General features: G+C 59.5%; 21 protein-coding genes. 7 read left to right on the top strand and 14 right to left on the bottom strand.

The genetic code is table 11. From position 1 onward, the window contains the following. The first annotated feature begins 1 nt into the window (after position 1). Positions 2 to 1,465 carry an NADH-quinone oxidoreductase subunit NuoN gene (gene nuoN, locus ACS4NR_RS04830; RefSeq protein ID WP_095138920.1) on the top strand — a complete coding sequence of 488 codons (1,464 nt, stop codon included), beginning with the start codon at positions 2 to 4 and terminating at the stop codon, positions 1,463 to 1,465. Between the two features lie 143 nt (positions 1,466 to 1,608). On the opposite strand, the gene ACS4NR_RS04825 is transcribed toward nuoN, so the two are convergent. Continuing rightward, the gene (locus ACS4NR_RS04825; RefSeq protein ID WP_456019243.1) at positions 1,609 to 2,076 is read right to left on the bottom strand and encodes a GNAT family N-acetyltransferase; all 468 of its coding nucleotides are present in this window, start codon (positions 2,074 to 2,076) and stop codon (positions 1,609 to 1,611) included. A 370-nt stretch (positions 2,077 to 2,446) separates the two neighbouring features. Between ACS4NR_RS04825 and ACS4NR_RS04820 the strand changes: the two genes are divergently transcribed. From ACS4NR_RS04820 to ACS4NR_RS04810, 3 genes are all read left to right on the top strand, one after another. Beyond that, positions 2,447 to 2,797 carry a type II toxin-antitoxin system RelE/ParE family toxin gene (locus ACS4NR_RS04820; RefSeq protein ID WP_007964869.1) on the top strand — a complete coding sequence of 117 codons (351 nt, stop codon included), beginning with the start codon at positions 2,447 to 2,449 and terminating at the stop codon, positions 2,795 to 2,797. Next, the gene (locus ACS4NR_RS04815; RefSeq protein WP_007964870.1) at positions 2,787 to 3,101 is read left to right on the top strand and encodes a helix-turn-helix domain-containing protein; all 315 of its coding nucleotides are present in this window, start codon (positions 2,787 to 2,789) and stop codon (positions 3,099 to 3,101) included. Before ACS4NR_RS04820 ends, ACS4NR_RS04815 begins: the two co-directional genes overlap by 11 nt. 173 nt (positions 3,102 to 3,274) lie before the next feature. Next, a complete protein-coding gene (locus ACS4NR_RS04810; protein WP_456019242.1) occupies positions 3,275 to 4,600 on the top strand; it encodes an OprD family porin in 1,326 nt (441 codons plus the stop codon). A gap of 214 nt (positions 4,601 to 4,814) precedes the next feature. On the opposite strand, the gene ACS4NR_RS04805 is transcribed toward ACS4NR_RS04810, so the two are convergent. The 7 genes from ACS4NR_RS04805 to ACS4NR_RS04775 form a co-directional block, all read right to left on the bottom strand. Then, positions 4,815 to 5,195: a DUF6124 family protein gene (locus ACS4NR_RS04805; protein WP_456019241.1), complete on the bottom strand. Its 381-nt coding sequence runs from the start codon at positions 5,193 to 5,195 to the stop codon at positions 4,815 to 4,817. A gap of 405 nt (positions 5,196 to 5,600) precedes the next feature. After that, entirely contained in the window at positions 5,601 to 5,924 is a 324-nt protein-coding gene (locus ACS4NR_RS04800) for a thioredoxin family protein (RefSeq protein WP_456019240.1), read from the bottom strand. 198 nt (positions 5,925 to 6,122) lie between these two features. Then, the gene (locus ACS4NR_RS04795; protein WP_456019239.1) at positions 6,123 to 6,455 is read right to left on the bottom strand and encodes a DUF2790 domain-containing protein; all 333 of its coding nucleotides are present in this window, start codon (positions 6,453 to 6,455) and stop codon (positions 6,123 to 6,125) included. A 65-nt stretch (positions 6,456 to 6,520) separates the two neighbouring features. Continuing rightward, complete coding sequence (locus ACS4NR_RS04790; RefSeq protein ID WP_456019237.1) at positions 6,521 to 6,721, bottom strand: co-regulatory protein PtrA N-terminal domain-containing protein; 201 nt, start codon at positions 6,719 to 6,721, stop codon at positions 6,521 to 6,523. 212 nt (positions 6,722 to 6,933) lie between these two features. Next, complete coding sequence (locus ACS4NR_RS04785; protein WP_456019236.1) at positions 6,934 to 10,083, bottom strand: CusA/CzcA family heavy metal efflux RND transporter; 3,150 nt, start codon at positions 10,081 to 10,083, stop codon at positions 6,934 to 6,936. A gap of 15 nt (positions 10,084 to 10,098) precedes the next feature. Continuing rightward, entirely contained in the window at positions 10,099 to 11,286 is a 1,188-nt protein-coding gene (locus tag ACS4NR_RS04780; RefSeq protein ID WP_456019235.1) for an efflux RND transporter periplasmic adaptor subunit, read from the bottom strand. A 49-nt stretch (positions 11,287 to 11,335) separates the two neighbouring features. Continuing rightward, entirely contained in the window at positions 11,336 to 12,583 is a 1,248-nt protein-coding gene (locus ACS4NR_RS04775) for a TolC family protein (protein ID WP_456019234.1), read from the bottom strand. A 538-nt stretch (positions 12,584 to 13,121) separates the two neighbouring features. Between ACS4NR_RS04775 and ACS4NR_RS04770 the strand changes: the two genes are divergently transcribed. Continuing rightward, positions 13,122 to 13,796 carry a heavy metal response regulator transcription factor gene (locus ACS4NR_RS04770; RefSeq protein ID WP_007968802.1) on the top strand — a complete coding sequence of 225 codons (675 nt, stop codon included), beginning with the start codon at positions 13,122 to 13,124 and terminating at the stop codon, positions 13,794 to 13,796. Next, entirely contained in the window at positions 13,793 to 15,226 is a 1,434-nt protein-coding gene (locus ACS4NR_RS04765; protein ID WP_456019233.1) for a heavy metal sensor histidine kinase, read from the top strand. The genes ACS4NR_RS04770 and ACS4NR_RS04765 overlap by 4 nt, the downstream gene beginning before the upstream one ends. Positions 15,227 to 15,530: 304 nt before the next feature. Here the strand turns inward: ACS4NR_RS04765 and ACS4NR_RS04760 are convergent, their stop codons facing one another. The 6 genes from ACS4NR_RS04760 to ACS4NR_RS04735 are packed head-to-tail and all read right to left on the bottom strand — an operon-like array spanning position 15,531 to position 21,481. Further along, a complete protein-coding gene (locus ACS4NR_RS04760) occupies positions 15,531 to 17,273 on the bottom strand; it encodes an ABC transporter substrate-binding protein (RefSeq protein WP_456019232.1) in 1,743 nt (580 codons plus the stop codon). A 47-nt stretch (positions 17,274 to 17,320) separates the two neighbouring features. Further along, positions 17,321 to 17,593 (bottom strand): DUF2160 domain-containing protein, encoded by a 273-nt coding sequence (locus ACS4NR_RS04755; protein ID WP_102357790.1) that lies wholly within the window; start codon positions 17,591 to 17,593, stop codon positions 17,321 to 17,323. Positions 17,594 to 17,603: 10 nt separating this feature from the next. Then, positions 17,604 to 18,404 (bottom strand): carbohydrate ABC transporter permease, encoded by an 801-nt coding sequence (locus tag ACS4NR_RS04750; protein WP_027614646.1) that lies wholly within the window; start codon positions 18,402 to 18,404, stop codon positions 17,604 to 17,606. Between the two features lie 10 nt (positions 18,405 to 18,414). After that, positions 18,415 to 19,281, bottom strand: coding sequence for a carbohydrate ABC transporter permease (locus ACS4NR_RS04745; RefSeq protein WP_007961995.1), 867 nt, complete (start codon positions 19,279 to 19,281; stop codon positions 18,415 to 18,417). Further along, on the bottom strand, positions 19,278 to 20,387 hold the full coding sequence (locus ACS4NR_RS04740; protein ID WP_456019231.1) for an ABC transporter ATP-binding protein: 1,110 nt from the start codon (positions 20,385 to 20,387) through the stop codon (positions 19,278 to 19,280). Before ACS4NR_RS04740 ends, ACS4NR_RS04745 begins: the two co-directional genes overlap by 4 nt. Continuing rightward, positions 20,387 to 21,481: an ABC transporter ATP-binding protein gene (locus ACS4NR_RS04735; protein ID WP_095138884.1), complete on the bottom strand. Its 1,095-nt coding sequence runs from the start codon at positions 21,479 to 21,481 to the stop codon at positions 20,387 to 20,389. The genes ACS4NR_RS04740 and ACS4NR_RS04735 overlap by 1 nt, the downstream gene beginning before the upstream one ends. 381 nt (positions 21,482 to 21,862) lie before the next feature. Here ACS4NR_RS04735 and ACS4NR_RS04730 point away from each other — a divergent pair, with 381 nt between their 5' ends. Further along, positions 21,863 to 23,710 (top strand): sigma-54-dependent Fis family transcriptional regulator, encoded by a 1,848-nt coding sequence (locus tag ACS4NR_RS04730; protein WP_456019230.1) that lies wholly within the window; start codon positions 21,863 to 21,865, stop codon positions 23,708 to 23,710. The last annotated feature ends 142 nt before the right edge of the window (positions 23,711 to 23,852 follow it).

The following is a 23,852-nucleotide window of genomic DNA, read 5'->3' as shown; positions in this document are numbered from 1 at the left end:
TATGGAATTCACGATTCAACACTTTATTGCGCTAGCGCCACTGTTGATCACCAGCCTCACCATTATCGTGGTGATGCTGGCAATCGCCTGGCGCCGCAACCACTCGCAGACCTTCCTGATCTCGGTCGCCGGTCTGAACCTGGCCTTGCTGTCGATCCTGCCAGCCCTGAAAGTCGCGCCTCTGGCCGTGACCCCGTTGCTGCAGATCGACACCTTCGCCTGCCTGTACATGGCGCTGATCCTGGTCGCCACCCTCGCTTGTGTAACCCTCGCCCACGCCTACCTCGGCGATGGCGGTTCAGGTTACCCGGGCAACCGTGAAGAACTGTACCTGCTGATCCTGATGGCCGCCGCCGGTGGTCTGGTTCTGGTCAGCGCGCAGCACCTGGCCGGTTTGTTCATCGGTCTGGAACTGCTGTCGGTGCCGGTCTACGGTCTGGTGGCTTACGCCTTCTTCAACAAGCGTTCGCTGGAAGCCGGCATCAAGTACATGGTGCTGTCTGCCGCCGGTTCCGCGTTCCTGTTGTTCGGTATGGCCCTGCTCTACGCTGACGCCGGCACCCTGAGCTTCGTCGGTATCGGTCAGGCGCTGGCTACCACCAACCTGCCGAGCTCGCTGGCTCAGTTGGGTCTGGGCATGATGCTGATCGGTCTGGCGTTCAAGCTGTCGCTGGTACCGTTCCACCTGTGGACGCCGGACGTCTACGAAGGTGCTCCGGCACCGGTGGCTGCCTTCCTTGCGACCGCTTCCAAGGTTGCGGTGTTTGCGGTGATGGTGCGTCTGTTCCAGATCTCCCCTGCTGCCAGCAGTGGCGTGCTGAGCGACGTACTGAGCGTGATCGCCGTCGCCTCGATCCTGTTCGGTAACCTGCTGGCCCTGACCCAGAGCAACCTCAAGCGTCTGCTCGGTTACTCGTCCATCGCGCACTTCGGCTACCTGCTGATCGCGCTGGTGGCGAGCAAGGGTCTGGCGGTGGAAGCCATCGGCGTGTACCTGGTGACTTATGTGATCACCAGCCTCGGCGCCTTCGGCGTGATCACCCTGATGTCCTCGCCGTACAACGGTCGTGACGCCGACGCCCTGTACGAGTACCGCGGCCTGTTCTGGCGCCGTCCGTACCTGACCGCCGTACTGACCGTGATGATGCTGTCCCTGGCCGGTATCCCGCTGACCGCTGGCTTCATCGGCAAGTTCTACATCATCGCCACCGGTGTCGAGTCGCACCAATGGTGGCTGGTAGGTTCGCTGGTACTGGGCAGTGCCATCGGCGTCTTCTACTACCTGCGCGTGATGGTCACCCTGTACCTGATCGAACCGAACCTGCGCCGCCACGACGCCCAGCTGCACTGGGAACAGAAGGCAGGCGGTGTAATGCTGCTGGCCATCGCCGTGGTCGCGTTCTTCCTCGGTGTGTACCCGCAGCCATTGCTGACCCTGGTTCAGCAGGCGGGTCTGGCGGGCTGATTGCTCGGCTGGCTACAAATGAAAACGGCACCTTCGGGTGCCGTTTTTGTTTTTGCGGGATTTAACGTCAAAAGATCGCAGCCTTCGGCAGCTCCTACACAACTCCCCTGTAGGAGCTGCCGCAGGCTGCGATCTTTTGATCTTCATCCCAATGTCTTCACCATTGGCACGCAGGCCAGTTGCAGGCCAGAAGGCGATTGATAAACCGCATTTTCCTCCCCGATGTAACCGCAGCGCCGGTAAAAGTTGACCGCATTCAACGTCGCGTCCAGACACACCTCGGTCAGCCCGAGATCCCGCGCCAAATCTTCGAGAAAGTACAGAACACGCTTGCCCAGCCCGCGCTGCATGAAATCCGGGCGAATGAAGATCGCGCCGATTTCACGGTAATCCAGATCAAGCATCCCGGTCGCTACCGCTTCACCGTCCACGCACCCCAAATAGAAATGCTTTGCCATGAGTGTGTCGTAACCGTCCTCGGCCGAACCTCTCGTCCAATCGAGCATTTGCTGCTCGCTATAGGCACCAATGCACTGATGCCGAATCGCTAGTCGCCGGATATCGAAGGCAATCTGGGCATCGTCCGGGGTAGCTCTTCTGATGTCGAACATTTCTCTCTCCTTGAGCCATGTGCGGACGGGGCATGAAAAAGCCCCGTCCATTGCTGGCGGGGCTTTGGGTAACACGTCAAATGACAAACACGTATGACCTTATGGCCCGCCGGAAGCGGTCATGGAGGAGCACATCATGTTCATTCGAAGTTGGACAGTCATGGGGCGATAGTGCTGCGGATTGTTCCGACACGTCAATTGCTAAGCCTCCTCTCTACTCAATCGAACGTTCTCACCACACTCGTCGATTCGTCCTACAGGTGTTTTTACGACCGGCGTCTACCGTTGAAAAAGGGACGAAAAGCAAGGCCAGGAAGCCTTGACCGATTCGATTATCGAGACAACACTATACGTAGGTAACGTACAGAACATGGATGCTCTATTTATCGAATTGCCTGTGTTTCAGAAGCACCGAGACGACTATCTGGATGACGATCTGTTTCGCAGCTTTCAATTGGAGTTGCTGAAAAATCCGGAAGCGGGCGATCTCATCGAGGACACAGGCGGGCTTCGTAAAATTCGCTTCAGCGACCAACGAAGAGGGAAAGGCAAGCGCAGCGGATTACGAGTGATTTATTACTGGTGGTCAGGCTTCGATCAGTTCTGGCTCTTTACCGTCTACAACAAAAACGAGCAGGACGATTTGACGCCTGCCCAGAAAAAACTTTTCAGAAAAACACTGGATAGAGAACTCAACGCGAGAAGCCACTATGAAACGTGACATTTTTTCCGAACTGATGGATGGACTGGAAGCACTGGCCGATGAACGCCAAGGCAAAATCACCTTGCGTACCCACAAGGTTCAGCTGCCAAAACTGATGCCGATCACTGCTGAGGAAGTGGTAGCCATCCGTCAGCAACTTAATCTCTCTCGGTCAGTATTCGCGATGTATCTACGCACCAACACGCGAACGCTCGAAAACTGGGAGCAAGGACGAGCAACGCCCAATGCTCAGGCCACAACCCTGATCCGTCTGGTCGAGCGTTTTCCACAGACAATCGAACAACTCGCAGCCCTGACCTGATAGAGGGTTTTCATTCCAGCCACATGACGAAATTGTAATTCCCCCATCACCTTGGCGTTATCCGCAGCTTGCAACGATGTGACCCGGCGACCAATGCCGGCGGGCCTTTGCCCGTCGAACAATAAAACCACGCCGACGCACGTTCCCGTTCTGCCGAACCCAAGGAGTGTTTGATGGTTAACAATACAAAAATGTCGATGGCCGCTTTAGCGGTGGTGGTCGGCGCCGGGCCGTCCATGGTGTTTGCAGAAGACAAGCCTGAGGGCTTTGTCGAGGGCAGCAGCCTGACGGTGCTCAACCGCAACTTCTACTTCAATCGTGATCATCGCAACGGCCAGTCCAGCCCCACCGGCAACGGTTACTCCGAAGCCTGGTCGCATGCCGTGATCAGCAAGTTCGAATCCGGTTTCACCCAAGGCACCGTCGGGGTTGGAGTCGATGCGTTTGCGATGATCGGTCTGAAGCTCGATACCGGTGACGGGCGAAACGGCGGGCGCAGTTCGTTTGATGTGTTGCCGGTCAACAGCGACGGCGAAGCACGGGACGAATACAGCAAAGTCGGTGGCGCTGCGAAAATTCGGGCGTTCGATACGGTGGTCAAGGTTGGCGATGTGTTCCCGGCCAATCCGGTGGTCGCGGCGGGTGACTCGCGCTTGCTGCCGGAAAGCTTTCGCGGGGTGACGGCGAGCAACACCAGCATTGAAGGTCTGTCGGTGCAGGGCGGTCGGTTGCACGCGATGAGCCAACCGGTGTCGAGCGACATGCGCGAGAACTTCGCGACCTTCTACGCAGGCCCAGTCAATTCGCCGTGGATCGCGTATGGCGGCGGTGATTATGTGCTGAACAAGAACCTCAGTTTCAGCCTGTACTCCAGCCGCCTCAAGGATGCCTGGAATCAGTATTACGCCGGCACCGCATGGACCTATCCACTGTCGGATGACCTGTCGTTGTTCGGTGGTCTGAGCTATTACAAGGCAGTCGATGAAGGCAAACAACTTCTCGGCGAATTCGACAACAACATCTGGAGCGGCCGCGTCGGCGTGAAACTCGGCGCGCACTCCGTCGCCCTCTCCCACCAGCGCAACAACGGCAACGACGACTTCGATTACCTGCGCCAGTCGGACTCGATCTTCCTCGACAACTCGATCCAATACAGCGACTTCAACTCGCCGAAAGAACGTTCGTGGATGGTGCGCTACGACCTCGACATGAGCACTTACGGCATACCCGGTCTGTCGTTCATGACCCGTTACGCACGTGGCACCGACGCTGACTATTCAAAGGCTAACGCCGTGTACATGCGCCGCGATGCCGAGGGCAATCCGCTGACCGATCAGAAACGTTGGGAGCGTGATATCGAAGTCAAATACGTGGTGCAAAGCGGCTCGATGAAAGACCTGTCACTGCGCTTGCGCCAAGCCACCACCCGCGCCACGGCGTTCGAGTCGGATCTGGATGAAGTGCGGGTGATCGTCGAGTATCCGTTGGCGATTCTTTGAGTTTACCCGAGCAATACCATTCACCTTTAGAAGCTCCTTGCTCCTTTGGTCAGAGGTGAATTTTTTGGCGCCCTTCGGGGCGCCTTTTTTATGCCTGTCCGAAATCACGCCGCAGAAAACTGTGGGAGCGGGCTTGCTCGCGAAGGGGCCGTGTCAGTCAACATCAGTGCTGAATGACACACCGCTTTCGCGAGCAAGCCCGCTCCCACAGGGATTACGAGCCGGGTTCCACGTTATCCAGCGCTTTGTTCACCGCCAGTTCACCGAGCATGACCACCTGCGCGATGCCGAGCAGCGTCTTGCGATGCGTGCCCTCCAGCAACGCGGCGAAGTCGCCGAGCATCACCGTGGCCGAGGCCAGGGATTCGCAGGCGTTGGCCAGCAGGGATTCGGTGTCGGCGTTGGGATTGACCAGAAACAGCGCGTTGGCGGTGTATGGCGTGGCCATGATGGGCGCTGCGGGCTTGAGGTAGTAGTCGAGGGCGCGCTCGGCGGCTTCGTGGAGTTTGTGGGTGTCGATGGCGGCGTAGGGGGATGTTGGATCGGGGTCTGCAGCAGCGTTCGCTTCGGGCGGATTGGGTGTTGGCTTTTTCATAATGTTTTCACTCAGCTTGACGGTGGAGCTGGCCCTTTCGGTTCCACGCGAAGGGGTGGCAGCTGTACGCAGGTTGGAACCCGGGCAACTGAGCAAAACCCGACAGACTCGAAGTCTCCCGCGCACAGCCGCCATAACGGAGTGCACACATGAAAGTGCGCAAGCATACGTCATGAACGGTGCGTTTTGCTTCAGTTAAGCCGAGGGGTTCCAATCCCGATCGCTGATTTGGCAGCGACCTACACAGGCTAGAGAGCGGACGTCCGACGGACAACCTGAAAACATTGTGGGAAGGTTCAGTTTTTCCCACACAGTTTTAAACATCACGAAATGAAATACTGAACGCACAAGAGCCGCTTTAATCGCGGCTCTCGAGAAATTCGCCCACCAATTACTTCTTTTGCGCTAAATATTCCTATCAATAAAGGCAGTTAATTGAGCTTCGTCAGCGAGCCCTAGCGTCGCTACCACTTTGCCATTCTTGAACAAGCAAACTGTAGGAACGTTAGTGACCTCAAATCTCTGAGCCATTTGAGGGCTTTCCTCTATATCCAACATGACGAAGCTCACATCGGCTGAATAACGGAGGGCTGCCTGCCTGAACGTGATAGCCATGCCTCTTGAAGCACCGTTCCACGTAGCGTAGAACATCGCCAAGGCAGGCGTGGAGTTTTGTAGAACGATGGATTCGAAATTGGAGTCATTGTACTTATCTACTTGGGTGCCCATAAAATTGCCTTCTAAATGCAGAGTGATTGAAGTTGTTTATGCCGCTCTCACTCTTGGTGCGATCAGACATGGGGGCAACTGTCAGAGTTGACAGTTTTTTAGGCTCAATTGAAGTTGTATATATGCCAAAAACCTCTCAGCACCGTGTAACTGTATTCCGTCGAATCAATGTCTCAATGCAGGCTCATGCTGCAGCAATTAGCCACCGCTGTTGCGGCACACGCCTGCCACGCTGTATCTGAGCGTATTGAGCTGCCCTTGCGAGTCCTCGTAGGTCATGGCGGTCGGCACCACCGAGCAAGCCGGTTGCGGCTTCACCACGCTGACGATTTTCACCACGTCGAGCTTCATGCCGTATTCATATTCCTTGACCACCGGCGCCGCTTTGCCCTGCTCGGCGGCGTATTGCTCCATGGCTTTGGCGTTGGCGCTGAACGCACGCTCGAAAGTGCGATCGCCGCCGCCTTCAGCCAGTGCATTTACCGACATCGCCATGACGCCGGCGAGGGTCATCCATTTGATCAACTGCATGTTTACTCCTCCGTAAAAAACCCGGCATCGGCACACGACAACGGGCTTGTTTCAGTACGCCGGGCTTACAGGTCTTTGCTCTTGTCGTCTTTCTTCTCGTTGACCACGACCGGGTCGCGGGCCTGTTCCTTGGCGACGAACAGCTCCATGGAACGGTCATTGGCGGTCATCATCCGCTCGAAAGTACGGTCACCGCCGCCTTCGGCCATGGCCAGGGACGACAACATCAGGGCGGCTGCGAAGGTGCTCAGTTGGACGAATTTCATGTTTGATTCCTCGTTTAAGTAGCTGACGGGATCAAGGTAACAAGGCGCACCTTTCGTGACGGTGGCGGGGGAATTACATATCCGTTATCTGCCGGATCAGTGCACGGAACCCATGTGGGAGCGGGCTTGCTCGCGAAAGCGGTGTGTCATCCAACATTGATGTCGACTGACACGGCCTCTTCGCGAGCAAGCCCGCTCCCACAAGGGATCACCTATTCAGACGGGACGGTGTCCTCATCCCGGCGATGGGCGATCTGGTACAGCGCGGGCAATATCAGAAGCGTGAGGATCGTCGAGGACAGAATTCCGCCGATCACCACGGTTGCCAGTGGCCGCTGCACTTCGGCACCGGTGCCGGTTGCCAGCGCCATCGGAATAAACCCCAGCGACGCCACCAACGCCGTCATCAACACCGGCCGCAACCGCGTCAACGCGCCGACGTTGATCGCCTCCGCCAGCGACCGTCCCTCCTCACGCAAATTGCGAATGAACGCGATCATCACCAACCCGTTCAACACCGCCACCCCGGACAGCGCGATAAACCCCACGCCTGCGGAAATCGACAGCGGAATATCCCGCAGCCACAGCGCCATCACCCCGCCGGTCAACGCAAACGGAATCCCGGTAAACACCAGCAAACCGTCCTTCAGATTGTTGAACATCATGAACAACAAGCCGAACACCAGCAGCAACGCCACCGGCACCACAATCTGCAAGCGCTTGGCCGCCGATTGCAGTTGCTCGAACTGTCCGCCCCAACTGGTCCAGTAACCGGCCGGCACCTGCACCTCGCGTTCGATAAGCGCACCGGCCTCACTGACGAACGAGCCGATATCGCGCCCGCGCACGTTGGCGCTGACGATCACCAGGCGCTTGCCGTTTTCGCGGCTGACCTGGTTCGGCCCGAGCACCAGATCGAGGCTGGCGACGTCCTTGAGCGCGATAAAACCGATCTGATTCGCCGCACCGCTCAACGCCGGCACCGGAATCAGCAACGCCGACAAGCCGTCGATGTCCTTGCGCATGGCGTCGGACAAACGCACCACCATGTCGAAACGCCGATCACCCTCATATAACGTCCCGGCCTGACGCCCGCCCACTGCGACGGCGATGGTGTCCTGCACATCACCGACGTTGAGCCCGTAGCGCGCCGCCTTGTCGCGGTCGATATTGATGGTCAACACCGGCAACCCGGTCGTCTGCTCGACCTTCACTTCAGCGGCACCGTTGACCTTTTGCATCACCGCCGCGATCTTCGCCGCCGTGGCGTTGAGCACGTCCATGTCATCGCCGAACACCTTCACCGCGACGTCGCTGCGCACGCCGGAGATCAGTTCGTTGAAGCGCAACTGGATCGGCTGCGACAGTTCATAGTTGCTGCCCGGCAGCGTCGCGGCAGCGGCTTGCAGCTCGGCCATCAGGGTTTCGCGGGACTTGTTCGGGTCTGGCCATTGATCCTTCGGTTTGAGCATCACGTAGCTGTCGGAGATGTTCGGCGGCATCGGATCAGAAGCAATTTCGGCCGTACCGGTGCGGGCAAACACCCGTTCAACCTCCGGCACTTTGGCCAGGATCAGCGTCTCCAGCCGCTGCTGCATGTCCACCGATTGCGTCAGGCTGGTGCCCGGTACGCGCAACGCTTGCAGGGCAAAATCGCCTTCACTGAGGCTCGGCACAAACTCGCTGCCCATGCGACTGGTGAGCACGCCGCTGAGCACGATCACCGCCAACGCCGCGCCCACGGCCACCGCGCGATGCGCCATGACCCAGGCCAGCGCCGGCGCATAAACACGACGCGCGCCACGCATCACCACGCCCTCTTCTTCCTTGACCTTGCCGGTGACGAACAGCGCAATCGCTGCCGGCACAAAGGTCACCGACAACAGCATCGCACCGAGCAGCGCGATGACCACGGTGAACGCCATCGGGTGGAACATTTTCCCTTCAACGCCGCTCAGGGCGAAGATCGGCAGGTACACGACCATGATGATCAACTGGCCGAAAATCAGCGGGCGCCGCGCCTCCTTCGCCGCGGCGAAGACTTCCTTGAAACGCTCGGCACGGGTCAACAAACGCCCGTGATGCTGCTGCGCGTGAGCCAGGCGGCGCAGGGTGTTTTCGACGATCACCACCGCGCCGTCGACGATGATGCCGAAGTCCAGCGCGCCGAGGCTCATCAGGTTGGCGCTGACCTTGTTGCTGAACATGCCGGTGAAGGTGAACAGCATCGACAGCGGAATCACCATCGCCGTGATCAGCGCGGCGCGGATGTTCCCGAGGAACAGGAACAGAATCGCGATCACCAGAATCGCGCCTTCGATCAGGTTTTTTTTCACCGTGGCGATGGCTTTGTCGACCAGGTGCGTGCGGTCGTACACCGGCACGGCGATCACGCCTTGCGGCAGGGATTTGTTGATCTGTTCAAGCTTGCTCGCGACGGTTTGCGACACGGTGCGGCTGTTCTCGCCGATCAACATGAATACCGTGCCAAGCACCACTTCACGACCGTTTTCGGTAGCCGCACCGGTGCGCAATTCACGGCCGATTTCCACGGTGGCGACGTTCTTCACCCGGATCGGCGTGCCGTCGACATTGGCCATGACGATGTTGGCGATGTCCTCGGTACTCGCCACTTGCCCCGGCGCGCGGATCAGCAATTGCTCGCCGCTGCGCTCGATGTAGCCGGCGCCGACGTTGGCGTTGTTGCGCTCTAGCGCGGTGATCAGATCGGTAAGCGTGAGCTTGTACGCGGCGAGGCGTTTCGGGTCCGGCGCGATCTGGTATTCCTTGGCAAACCCACCGATGGTGTTGATCTCGGCAACACCCGGTACGTTGCGCAATTGCGGCTTGATGATCCAGTCCTGAATCACCCGCAGATCGGTCGGCGTGTAGGTTGTGCCATCGTCTTTCAACGCGCCCTCCTTCGCCTCGACCGTCCACAAAAAGATTTCACCGAGGCCGGTGGAGATCGGCCCCATCACGGCTTCCGCGCCTTCGGGCAATTGCTCCTTGGCAATCTGCAGACGCTCGTTGACCAGTTGGCGAGCGAAAAACAGGTCGGTGCCGTCCTTGAAGATCACCGTCACTTGCGACAGCCCCGAACGCGACAGCGACCGGGTCTGCTCCAGCGCCGGCAAACCGGCCATCGCGGTTTCAATCGGGAAAGTGATGCGCTGCTCGGTTTCCAGCGGTGAGAACCCGGCGGCGCCGGTGTTGATCTGCACCTGGACGTTGGTGATGTCGGGCACGGCGTCGATCGGCAGTTTCTGATAACTGGCGATGCCGAGGCCGGCCATGAGCAGAACGGCGAGCAGCACGATGATGCGCTGCTCGATGGCAAACTGGATCAGGCGTTCGAACATGGTGACCTTCCAGAATTAATGACTGTGCTCGGCTGAGGCTTTGCCCAGCTCCGACTTGAGGACGAAGCTGCCGGCGCTGGCGACTTGCACGCCCGGTTCCAGGCCTTGGGTGACTTCGACGTGGCCGGCGGCACGGCTGCCCAGTTCTACCGCCCGCGCCTTGAAGCCGTCGTCGGTACGCACGAACACCGTGGGTTTGTCCTCGACGGTCTGGATCGCGGTTTCCGGCACGGCGACTTTGGCCTGGCGGCTCTCGGTGGCGACCAGTGCGGTGACGAACAGCCCCGGACGCCATGAGCCCTGCGGGTTTTCCAGGGTCACGCGCACGGTCGCGGTGCGGGTCTGTTCGCCGAGCAGACTGCCGACGTAAGCCACGCTGCCGCTCACTTCGGCTTTCAGTTCTGGCGCGCTCACGGTGACCGGTCTGCCCACCTGCACCTGGGTCAGATCCTTGGGTGAAACGCCGAAGGTCACCCACACCCGGGACAAGTCCGAAAGGGTGAACGCGGCGGTGGTTTCATCGACCACCTCGCCCGGCGTCAGGTGTTTTTCCACCACCACGCCGTCGAACGGCGCACGCAGTTCGTAGCGATTGCCGCCGGTGGCGACCACGCTGCCGCTGAGCACGCTGATTTTTTGCCGGGCGTTGTTCATGGCGATTTCCGCCTCTTCCAACGCCTGCTTTGCCTGGAGGAAATCCTGCTCGGCGGAGATCCTGTCCTGCCAGAGCTTTTTCTCGCGCTCGTAGGTAGTACGCGCCAACGCCAAGCGACGTTGCGCGGCGGCCTGTTCGCTGCGCTGATCGGAGATCTGCTGACTGGCGATCACCGCCAGCAACTGGCCCTTCTTCACGGTTTGCCCGAGGTTGACCGCCACCGACTCGACCACCCCCGGCACGCGCGGCACGACGTGCGCCGTGCGGTCCTCATCGAAACGCACTTCTCCGGGGAACGACAGGCCGAGACTGATGCTCTGCGCCCGCGCCTCGACCAGTTGAATGCCCGCCGCCGCGATCTGCTCGGAGCTCAATTCGATGTGGCCCTCTTCGGCATGGTCAGCCGCTGCACCTTCTTCATCGTGATCGGCGTGTTCAGCAGCCTCATCGGCATGCGCGTCGATATTTGAATTGGCCGGCCACATCGAACCGATACCAATGCCCAACACCAAGGTCGCCACCGCGACCACCATCAGTTTTTTATCCATGGAAACTCCTCTGCGCCGTGCCATCGCGCAGTTGTCTGAAAAGTGAAATTCAAGGGCTGACGCTGAGGTCGCCGTAGATCCGTTCGAGGCGCACGCGGGCGTCGGTCGCCTCGCTGACGGCCTGGATGTATTGGCTGCGCGCGGCAATCAGGGTGCGCTGGGCGTCGAGTACGTCGAGGAAACCGAACTTGCCCATTTCGAAACCACGGGTGGCGCTGTCCACTGCGCTTTGTGCGGCAGGCAGGATGGTCTGGTTGAACGCGTTGACTTCGCCATTGGCGGTCTGCCATTGCTCAAGGCTGGTCTGGACTTCAGTGCGCAAACGCAGCTCGGTGGCGTTGCGCAGATCCCGCGCCTGATCGCTGCGCCGTGCGGCGGCGAGCACGTTGCCCTGATTGCGGTTGAACAGCGGAATCGGCATCGACAGCCCGACCACGTTGACCCGTTCGCGCTCGGTTTCGCTGTACTGGCTGCCGATGCTCACGGTCAGATCAGGAATGCGCTGGGACTTTTCCAGGCCCAACGAGGCTTCGCGCTGATCGATCTGCAGTTTCGCCAGACGCAGCTCGGCGGTCTGGTTCAGACGCTCGAGCAAACGGCCCGGCGGCGGCAGCGTGGCGAGGTTTTGCGTGGCGGCCTGGACGTTGGTCGAGGTCGGCAACGGTGCGCCCATGACTTGCGCCAGTTGCTGATAGGCGTTGGCCTGATCGCGCTCGGCGCGGCTCACCTCCAGGCGCACTTCCGAGAGCTGCACCTGTGCCCGGGTGCCTTCGACCGGCGACGATTTACCGGCCTCGATCCGCCCCTGAGCGACGCGCAAACCGTGCTCGGCCAGTTGCAGTGACTGACGCGACAGCTGCAAGCGTTGCTGCGCGGTTTGCGCGCTGTTGAACGCCTGAATCACATCGGCGCGCAAGGCATTGCGCTTGCGCTCCAGTTCGACGCCGGCGGCGTCCTGCGCACGGCTGGCGACATCAATGCGCGCACCGCGTTTGCCGCCCAGTTCAATCGGCTGGCTGAGCATCACCGTAGTGGTGCGCGAGTCGCGCCGGGTGTCTTCGGCCTCCCACGACACCTCGGGATTAGGGATCAGCCCGGCCTGTTGCCGATCGCCCTCGGCAATGCCGATTTCCCACTGCGCGGCGGCGAGATCGGGGTTGCCGGCGAAGGCACTTTGCAGCGCCTGATCCAGTGTCAGGGTCGATGCGCTGGCCAAGCTGCTGCCAACCAGCAACAAGAGGCCGCTGGCAGCTTTTTTCAGGCGTGATCGCGCCGTCAGTTCAATTAAACCGGGCAATGGAGGACTTCCTTTGATTCAGGATTTTTCGATGCCGCCACGTTAGGGTTTTGAACTTATCGACAAGGTGACTGGAACATTACAAATCCGTTATCCACGGTTCAGCAAAGTTGTTTTGTTCTACGATGCGAAGTGCAAACGGCTTTGCCGCAATACATGGAAACAAATACTCGGTAGTTATCTGCTGAACAGTACTTGTCGGAATCAAACTTACGAGAGTCACGTGGTCCGCGCTGCGGCGGACTGTCGCACAGCCCCGGATTAAAGCATTGAGTTGTTGACCCTGTAGCCGCTACAACCTTTATCGTTGCGGACATCCCCTCACCCCAGCCCTCTCCCGGGGGGAGAGGGGGCCGACCGAAGTGTCTCGCGTTTTTTATCGACCTGTTACATCAAGTCGATTATGGATTCAGTAAAGTTTTTTCACGTTGGCGTAGTTCTGAAATATCCCGCATTCAGTCCCCTCTCCCTCGGGGAGAGGGTTAGGGTGAGGGGTTGCCTTAATTAAATATCCCTTAAATAAAAGTGGTGATAGATCATGCGAATCCTTGTCGTCGAGGACGAGCTTAAAGCTGCCGAATACTTGCATCAGGGTTTGACCGAAAGTGGTTATATCGTTGACCACGCCGCCACTGGCGCCGATGGCTTGCATCTGGCGCAACAGCAGGCGTATGACCTGATTATTCTCGACGTGAACTTGCCGGAACTGGACGGCTGGGGCGTGCTGGAGCAACTGCGCCGCACCCACTCGACGCGGGTAATGATGCTCACCGCGCGCGGGCGCCTGGCGGACAAGATTCGCGGTCTGGATCTGGGCGCCGACGACTATCTGGTCAAGCCTTTCGAGTTTCCCGAACTGCTGGCGCGGGTGCGCACCCTGATGCGCCGCAGTGAAAACATCCCGCTGCCGCAGGTGCTGAAAGTCGCCGATCTGGAACTCGATCCCGGGCGTCATCGCGCATTTCGCGGCGAGCAGCGTATTGACCTGACCACCAAGGAATTCGCCCTGCTGCACCTGCTGATGCGCCAGTCCGGCGAGGTGCTGACCCGTACGCAAATCATCTCGCTGGTGTGGGACATGAATTTCGACTGCGACACCAACGTGGTCGAAGTCTCGATCAGGCGCTTGCGGGCGAAGATCGATGACCCGTTCGACAACAAGCTGATCCACACCCTGCGCGGTGTCGGCTACGTGCTGGAGGCGCGGGAATGAAGCCGGCCAGCCTGTCGATGCGCCTTGGTTTGACGGTGAGTATTCTCGGCGCGCTGTTGGTGGTGTTCCTGGCGATCCTCGCCTATTTCGCCCTGACCCATGAGCTGAATGCGCTGTCCCGCGACAGCCTGCAAAAGAAGATGGCGCAGGTCGAGCACAGCCTGTCGCTGTACGTCGATGCCAACGAAGTCAGTGGCAAGCCGCACATTCTGCTCGATCAGGTCATGGGCCATGACAACCTGACGCTGACGATTTACGAGCGCTCGAATCTGCGTTCGCCGCTGCTCAAATCCGGCACGGGTCTGACCGATCCACGGGTGGAACTCAGAGCTGTTCGCGGGACCACCGATCAACTGACCTACAGCGACAGCAGCGATGCCGAAGGCGCGAAGTTCCTCACCGCGTCGAAGCTGATTCGCCTCAAGGATGGCAGCAGCGTGCCGGTGCTGCTGTCGATGGACAACGCGCATGATCAGGCTTTGCTCAGCGCCTATCTGCGCTCGACGCTGATTGCCCTGCCGCTGTTGCTGGTGTTCATCGGCCTGACGGCGTGGGGCGCGGTGCAGCGTGGATTGGCGCCGCTGCGCGAGTTTCGCAAAGTGGCGGCGATGGTCTCGACGCAGGACCTGGATCATCGGCTGTCGGTGGTGAACATGCCGCAGGAGTTGAGCGAACTGGCGCAGGGCATCAACTTCATGCTGCATCGCCTCGATGCCGGGGTGCAGCAGTTGTCACAGTTCTCCGATGACCTGGCGCATGAACTGCGCACGCCGATCAACAATCTGATGGGCAAGGCCCAGGTGACGCTGTCGCGCGAGCGCACGAGCGAGGAATACCAGGACGTTCTGGTGTCGTGCACCGAGGAGCTGGAGCGCGTGGCGCGGATTGTTTCCGACATGCTGTTTTTGGCGCAGGTCAGTCATCCGTCGGCACTGGCGCCGTTTGAAGCGGTGGCGCTGGAGGAGGAAGCGGCGAAGGTCGCGGAGATGTTTTCGCTGGCGGCGCAGGACAAGCAGATTCATTTGAATGTTGTTGGCAGCGCATCGGTGTTGGGCGATCGGCTGATGATCCAGCGGGCGATTTCCAATCTGCTGTCCAACGCGCTGCGCCATTGCCCGAATGGCAAAACCATCACCTTGCTGATCGAGCAAGGTGCAACGCAAGCGTCACTGCTGGTGAGCAATCCCGGCGCCGGCATCGAGGCGCAACACCTGCCCCACCTGTTCGACCGCTTCTACCGCGTCGACAGCGCCCGCTCGCGTTCACAGGGCAGCACCGGGCTGGGACTGGCAATCGTGCGCTCGATCATGAGCCTGCATCAGGGCGTGGCGGAGGTGAAGAGCTTGCCCGGCGTCATGACCGTGTTTCGCCTCGGCTTTCCTGCGGCGACATCCACGGCCCCATCGCTTGCAGGCAAGCTCCCACAGTAATCTGATACTCAGCCTTCGCGAGCAAGCTCGCTCCCACAGGGGCAGTAGTCATCCACAGAGTGTGTTAACACAGCCAAAACCTGTGGGAGCGAGCTTGCTCGCGAAAGCGTCGGATCAAGCGATATCCATGTTGAATGTCAGAAAGCAATCGCTTGCAGGCAAGCTCCCACAGTGGTTTCAGGTGCACTCGGAATGTGTGAGCGACGCAGAAACCTGTGGGAGCTTGCCTGCAAGCGATTACGGTAGATCAGGCAGCAAAAAAAACGGCACCTTCCGGTGCCGTTTGCCTTTCACAGTTCCCCTATCACTTACGCGCATCCGCCCACGATTTCAGCAGTTCGTTGTAGCTCACGGTCTCGCCCTTCGGCTTCTCGTTGGCCAGTTTCGGTTTTGGTGCGCCCGGTTGATCGAACCAGTATTGCGCGTCGCGTTCCGGGTTCATTTTCGGTGCGCAAGTGGCTTGCGCCTTGGAGCGTTCGAGGCGGGTCATGATTGCGTCCTGATCCTTGGCCAACCCATCCAGCGCCTGTTGCGGAGTCTTCTCGCCGCTGGCCGCTTCGGCGATGTGGCTCCACCACAATTGCGCCAGACGCGGATAGTCCGGCACGTTGGTTCCGGTCGGGGTCCATTGCACGCGGGCCGGGCTGCGGTAGAACTCGACCAGGCCACCGAGCTTCGGCGCCAGATCGGTCATCGCCTGCGAGTTGATGTCCGACTCGCGAATCGGCGTCAGGCCGACGATGGTTTTCTTCAGCGACACGGTTTTCGAGGTGACGAACTGCGCGTACAGCCACGCCGCCAGCTTCTGTTTCTCAGGCGTGGATTTCATGAACGTCCACGAACCCACGTCCTGATACCCGAGCTTCATGCCCTCTTCCCAATACGGCCCACGCGGCGATGGCGCCATGCGCCATTTCGGCGTGCCGTCGGCATTGACCACCGGCAGGCCCGGTTTGGTCATGTCGGCGGTGAACGCGGTGTACCAGAAGATCTGCTGAGCGATGTTGCCCTGCGACGGCACCGGGCCGGACTCGGAGAAAGTCATGCCCGCCGCTTCCGGTGGCGCGTACTTCTTCAGCCAGTCGACATACTTAGTGGTGGCGAACACCGCCGCCGGGCCGTTGGTGTCGCCGCCACGGGTCACGCTGGAACCGACCGGATGACAGTCCTCGACGCGAATCCCCCACTCGTCCACCGGCAAGCCGTTGGGCAGGCCCTTGTCGCCGCCACCGGCCATGGAGAACCAGGCATCGGTGAAGCGCCAGCCCAGCGACGGGTCTTTCTTGCCGTAGTCCATGTGCCCGTAGACGCGCTTGCCGTCGATTTCCTTGACGTCTTCGCTGAAGAATTTGGCGATGTCTTCATAGGCTGACCAGTTCACCGGCACGCCGAGTTCGTAGCCGTACTTTTCCTTGAACTTGGCTTTCAGATCCGCGCGTTCGAACCAGTCGGCGCGGAACCAGTACAGGTTGGCGAACTGCTGGTCGGGCAGTTGATAGATCTTGCCGTCCGGCGCGGTGGTGAACGAGATGCCGATGAAGTCCTTGATGTCGAGGGTCGGCGAGGTGAAGTTCTTGCCTTCGTTGGCCATCAGGTCGGTGATCGATTCGGTTTTGCCGTAGCGAAAGTGCGTACCGATCAGATCCGAGTCGTTAACCCAGCCGTCGTAAATGTTCTTGTCCGACTGCATCACCGTCTGCATTTTTTCCACCACGTCGCCTTCTTGCAGCAGGTCGTGGGTGAGCTTGATCCCAGTGATTTCGCTGAAGGCCTTGGCCAGCACCTTGGACTCGTATTCGTGGGTGGTCAGGGTCTCGGAAACCACTTTGATTTCCATGCCGCGAAACGGCTCGGCGGCCTTGATGAACCACTTCAATTCTTCGAGCTGCTGATCCGCCGTCAGGGTCGACGGCTTGAACTCGCTGCCGATCCATTTTTTCGCAGCGTCTTCGTAGGCATCGGCCCAGGCAGATGCGCTCAAACCGCTGAGTGCCAGCAAGGCTGCCAATGAAATGCTATGTCGCAGCTTATTGTTTTTGTCGAACATAGAGACCTCCAGTTTGAGTTACGGAGCACGATTGCCGAGCGACTCGACTAGCCCCAGCGCATCACAGCCAACAGCCACACCAGAGACAGCGCGGACGCTACCCAGATGCTCCAGTCGGTGACGCCGATTACCAGCAGATGCAGGTAGGCGCTGCCGAGAAGACCGATGAACAAGCGATCGCCACGGGTGGTGGCAATCGGCAGAAAACCTCGCCGCAGGATGCTCGGCGAGCGCAATTCCCAGGTGGTCATGCCCACCAGCAGCAGGCCGATGGCGATAAAGAACCCCGCCGTGGGGGTGGTCCAGCTCATCCATTCCATCATGCGTTCCTCAGACCCGACCCAGGGCAAAGCCCTTGGCCACGTGGTTGCGAACAAACCAGATCACCAGCATGCCCGGGAGGATGGTCAACACCCCCGCCGCTGCCAGCACGCCCCAGTCGATGCCCGAGGCCGACACCGTGCGCGTCATCACCGCGGCAATCGGCTTGGCATTCACCGAAGTCAGCGTGCGCGCCAGCAGCAGTTCGACCCAGGAAAACATGAAGCAGAAAAACGCCGTGACGCCTATGCCGGAACCGATCAACGGGATGAAAATCTTCACGAAGAACTTGGGAAAACTGTAGCCATCAATGTAGGCGGTTTCGTCGATCTCCTTCGGCACACCCGACATGAAGCCCTCCAGAATCCACACCGCCAGCGGCACGTTGAACAGGCAGTGCGCCAAGGCCACGGCAATGTGCGTGTCGAACAGTCCGATCGACGAATACAACTGAAAGAACGGCAACAGAAACACCGCCGGTGGCGCCATGCGGTTGGTCAGCAGCCAGAAGAACAGGTGCTTGTCGCCGAGAAAGCGATAGCGCGAAAACGCATAGGCCGCCGGAAGCGCCACACTCAGCGAGATCACCGTGTTCAGGCTGACGTAATACAGCGAATTGAGATAACCGGTGTACCAGCTCGGGTCGGTGAAAATCACCTTGTAGTTGTGCCAGGTGAAATCCTGCGGAAACAGGGTCAACCCGCCGAGAATTTCGGTGTTGCTCTTGAACGACATGTTCAGCAGCCAGTAGATCGGCACCAGCAGAAACAGGATGTACACCAGCAACGGAATAAGCTTTCTCTTGCTCATGGCCGGGCCCTCAGCGATTGGCATCGGAATGGGTCATGGCGGTGTAGAACAGCCACGAAACCAGCAGGATGATCAGGAAGTACACCAGCGAAAACGCCGCTGCCGGCCCCAGATCGAATTGACCGACGGCCATCTGGGTCAAGGTCTGGCTCAAGAAAGTCGTGGCATTGCCTGGCCCGCCGCCAGTGAGCACGAACGGCTCGGTGTAGATCATGAAGCTGTCCATGAAGCGCAGCATCACCGCGATCAGCAGCACGCTTTTCAGCTTCGGCAACTGAATATGGCGGAACACTGCCCACGCCGAAGCCCGGTCGATCCGCGCCGCCTGGTAATACACGTCGGGAATCGCCCGCAGCCCGGAAAAACACAGCAGTGCCACCAGCGAAGTCCAGTGCCAGACGTCCATCACCAGCACCGTGACCCAGGCGTCCATGGTGTTGGCCGCGTAGTTGTAACTGATGCCCAGCGCATTCAGGCTCGAACCGAGCAGTCCAATATCGGCGCGGCCGAAGATCTGCCAGATGGTGCCGACCACATTCCATGGGATCAGCAACGGAATCGCCAGAATGATCAGCACCACCGACGACCAGCGGCCCTTGGTCGGCATGGTCAAGGCGACAGCGATGCCCAACGGGATTTCGATCAACAGCACGCAGGCCGAGTAGATGAACTGGCGCAGCAGCGAGTCATGCAGGCGCGGATCGAGCAGCACCTGCTTGTACCAGTCGGCGCCGACAAAGTAGCGGCTGGACTGGTCGAAGATGTCCTGCACCGAGTAGTTGACCACGGTCATCATCGGGATCACCGCACTGAACGCCACCAGCAGGAACACCGGCAACACCAGCCACCAGGCCTTGTTGTTCTGCACCTTGTTCATGGCTGCACCTCTTCATCGGCTTCAAGCAGAAACTCATCGGCATAAACCATCAGCCACTGCGCAGGAAAACTGATGTACGCCGTGCCCTGCGGCACCGGTTTGTCTTCGGCCAGACGCACTTTCAGCGGTGCGCCATCGAGGTCAAGGGTGAGGATCTTGTAGGTGCCGAGGTCTTCGACGTGTACGACCCTGGCCTGCATCGCGTCATCAAACGGCTCGTCCCACACGTGAATGAACTCCGGGCGGATGCCGACCTTCAGATTTTTCCACTGACCATGTTCGATATGCCGTTGCAAGGCGTCAGACAACGGCAAGTGCGTCGAGGCGAAACCGACCCCACCCGGCTGCGGCTGCACTTCGATCAGGTTCATGCCGGGGCTGCCGATGAAGTAGCCGACAAAAGTATGGCTCGGCCGCTCGAACAACTCACGGGGCGTGCCGAATTGCACGATCTGCCCGCCATACATCACCGCGATTTTGTCGGCGAAGGTCGAGGCTTCGAGCTGATCGTGGGTGACGTAGACCATGGTGATGTTGAACTGCTCGTGGATCTGCTTGAGCTTGCGTCGCAGTTTCCACTTCAGGTGCGGGTCGATCACCGTTAGCGGCTCGTCGAACAGGATTGCGGAAACGTCGTCGCGCACCAGACCACGACCCATGGAGACTTTCTGTTTTTCGTCAGCGGTGAGGTTGCGCGCCTTTTTGCTCAGCAGGTTTTGCAGGTCAAGGACTTCAGCGATTTCCTGCACCTTGCTGTGCACTTTCGCCTCGGCCATGCCCTGATTTCTCAGGGGGAAGGCAAGGTTGTCAAACACCGTCATGGTGTCGTAGACCACTGGGAACTGGAACACCTGAGCGATGTTGCGCTTCTCCGGGGTCAGGTCATTCACCGCTTTGCCATCGAACAGCACATGCCCTTGCGAGGGACTGAGCAGGCCGGAAATGATGTTGAGCAAGGTCGACTTGCCGCAACCCGAAGGGCCGAGCAAGGCATACGCGCCGCCCTGCTCCCAGACGTGGTCCATCTCGCGGATCGCGTAATCCTCCGCGCCGCTCGGGGTTTTGCTGTAGCTGTGGGCGAGGTGCTGCAAACGGATTTCGGCCATCAGGCAACCCTCGCGACACGCTGGCCCGGTGCCTGCACCAGACGGCCCTGCGCATCGAACACGAACAGTTTGTGAGTCGGGATGTAGATGCGGATCGGCGCATCGACGTCGTATTCGTGAACCCCCGGCAGGTGCAGCACCAGCAGGAAATGCTCGTTGCGCACATGCAGGAAGGTTTCCGAACCGCTGATCTCGGCCACTTCGACGGTCACCGCCAGCTCCAGATCGTCATCGTTGCTCGGCACCAGCGAGATATGGCTTGGGCGCACGCCAAAGCGAAACTCGCCCTCGCCCACCGGGCGCAGATCGACGTTCAGCGGGAAGTGCACGAAATTGGCGAAGCTGACTTCGTTGCCGGCGATGCGCCCGGGCATCAGGTTGATCGGCGGTTCGGAAAACAGCTCCGCCGCCAGCACGGTTTGCGGCTGGTGGTAAACCGAGGTCGACGGGCCGCTCTGGATCACCCGGCCCTCGTGCAGAATCGTCGTGGTGCCGCCCAGCGCCAACGCTTCGTTGGGCTCGGTGGTGGCGTAAATCGCAATGGTGTGACGCAGCTTGAACAGCTCGCGCATTTCCTGACGCAGCTCTTCGCGCAGCTTGTAATCGAGGTTGACCAGCGGCTCGTCGAACAGGATCAGTTCGGCATCCTTGACCAGCGCCCTGGCCATCGCCGTGCGCTGCTGCTGGCCGCCGGACAGCTCCAGCGGATAGCGCTGCAGGAACTTCTCGATGCGCAGCATCTTCGCCGTTTCCAGCACTTTGCTATGGATGATTTCTTTGGAAACACCGGCCTGACGCAGCGGCGAGGCGATGTTCTCGAACACGGTCATGGTCGGGTAATTGATGAACTGCTGATAAACCATCGACACGTTGCGCAGGCGCACCGGACGCTGGGTGACGTCGACGCCGTTCATAAGGATGCGGCCGCTGTCGGGCTTATCGAGCCCGGCCATTAAACGCATGAGGCTGGTTTTGCCGGACAGGGTACGGCCGAGCAAAACGTTGAACGAACCGGGTTCGAATTTCAGGCAGGCATCGTCGATCCAGGTCTGGCCCTCGACGGTGCGGCTGACGTGCTCCAGGGTGAGTGACATGGCTCGGCCTTTTTATTATTGGAGTCAAGCGACCTGTGCAGCAGAGCGACATTCGTGCCAGAAATGGCAAGTGGTTGATTTGTCGTGAAAAGGGCTGAAAACGCGGGGAATGGGCGTTCATTGCTGAACACATTTGAACAGTTGGGCGATTGACAATGAACAATAGTGAACAACACTCTATGAACGCTTTTTGCCCAAATTCTGTGAACGATGAAAATCCAATGTGGGAGCGGGCTTGCTCGCGAAGGCGGTGTGTCAGTCGATGTAAATGTGTCTGATATACCGCTTTCGCGAGCAAGCCCGCTCCCACAGTTTTGATCTGTGTTGGTTTTGAAAGCAGTGCCATAACAACAATAAAATGCCCTTCAGAGGCCCACCACCATGGCCGCACCTGCCCCGCCGCTGTCCCACGACGCGATTGTCCAGACCTCCTGGCAACGTTGCCGCGCCTTCGGCCTTGACCACCAAAGCACCCCGGCCTTCGATCAACTGCCCGCCGCCGGCATCGCACAGTTGCTCGACAGTCACCACGCGCTGGTGCAAACCACCCATCAGGAAGTCCTGCCGTATTACGAAAATATCCTGAGCAACTCCAACTGCCTGATCATGCTCGCCGACCATCAGGGCCAGGTGCTGACCTCGTGGGGCACTCAGCGCTTTATCGAGCCGAGTCTGGCGCGGGGGTTTCAGGCCGGGGCGAGCTGGATGGAGTGTTCCAGCGGCACCAACGCGATCGGTACCGCGCTGGCCTGCGAACAGGCGGTGCACATCGAGCACGATGAACACTTTCTGAAAGCCAACCGTTTCATGACCGGTTCCGCCGCGCCGATTTTCGATGCCGAGCGCAAGGTGATCGCGGTGCTCGACGTCTCCAGCGACAGCTATCTGCCGCCCTCGCACACGCTGGGCATGGTCAAGATGATGAGTCAGACCGTGGAGAACCGGCTGATCCTCAACCTGTTCCACGGCCAGCACTTTCAACTGACCTTCAACACCGGGTTGAACAACCTCGACAGTCAGTGGGCCGGTTTGCTGATTTTCGATGAGAGCGGTCAAGTGCTGTCGGCCAATCGCCGCGCCGACAATCTGCTCGGCGTGCGCCTGTCGCGGGTCAGTGTCGAGAGCCTGTTCAACGTGTCGCTGCTGGAGCTGATCAATCAGCCGGACGGCTTGCCGTTCGCCCTGCAGACCTCCGGGCGCAACCGTTTTCAGTGTTTGCTGAAGCGGCCGAAACAGGCTGCGATCCAGCCCCGGGTGTTTGCAGACCCGAAAAACACCGAAACGTCGAACAAACCAGCTGGAGCGATCAGCCTCAGCACCCTGCACTTCGGTGATAGCCGCGTCGAGAAAGCCGTGCGTCAGGCCGAACGCCTGCTGGAAAAAGACATTCCGCTGCTGATCCACGGCGAAACCGGGGTCGGCAAGGAAGTCTTCGTCAAAGCCCTGCACCAGGCCAGCTCACGCAGCAAACAGGCATTTATCGCCGTCAACTGCGCGGCAATCCCCGCCGAACTGGTGGAGTCGGAACTGTTCGGCTATGAAAAAGGCGCGTTCACCGGCGCCAACCAGAAAGGCAGCATCGGCCTGATCCGCAAAGCCGACAAAGGCACCCTCTTCCTCGACGAAATCGGTGACATGCCGTTGCCGACTCAGGCCCGGCTGCTGCGGGTGTTGCAGGAGCGCTGCGTGCAACCAGTGGGCAGCAGCGAGTTGTTCCCGGTGGATCTGCGGATCATCTCGGCGACCAACCGCTCTTTGCGCGAACAAGTGCAACTGGGGCGGTTTCGTGAGGACTTGTACTACCGCATCGGCGGTTTGACCCTCGAATTGCCGCCACTTCGCGAGCGCAGCGACAAGCAGGCGCTGTTCAAACGGCTGTGGGAACAACATCGCGAACCGACGCAATGGGCCGGGCTCAGCCGCGAAGTGCTGGAGCTGTTCGAGCGGCACCCGTGGCCGGGCAATCTGCGTCAGGTCAGCAGTGTGATGCAGGTAGCGCTGGCAATGGCCGAGGAGCAACCGGTGCGGCCGGAGCATCTGCCGGATGATTTTTTTGTTGATCTGGAGATGGAGCCGGTGGAGAGCGTGCAGCCGCTGGGGCTGGATCTGAATGATGTTGAAGCGTTGAACCGGGAGCTGAAGGCTTCCGGGGGCAATATTTCGCATCTGGCACGCAGGCTTGGGGTGAGCCGCAATACCCTCTACAAGCGCTCGCGCCAGGCTGAATGATGCGTCGGCCTTGTGGGCCTCTTCGCGAGCAAGCCCGCTCCCACAGGGATTTGCGACCGACTCAGGATTGGTGGCGTAACCGATGACCCGTGTGGGAGCGGGCTTGCTCGCGAAGGCGCCAGTCCCTTCACCACAAAAACCA

This window comes from Pseudomonas sp. JQ36 (genome assembly GCF_053851495.1).
The sequence above is the reverse complement of the archived record's forward strand: the minus strand, read 5'-3'. Positions and strand labels throughout refer to the sequence as shown.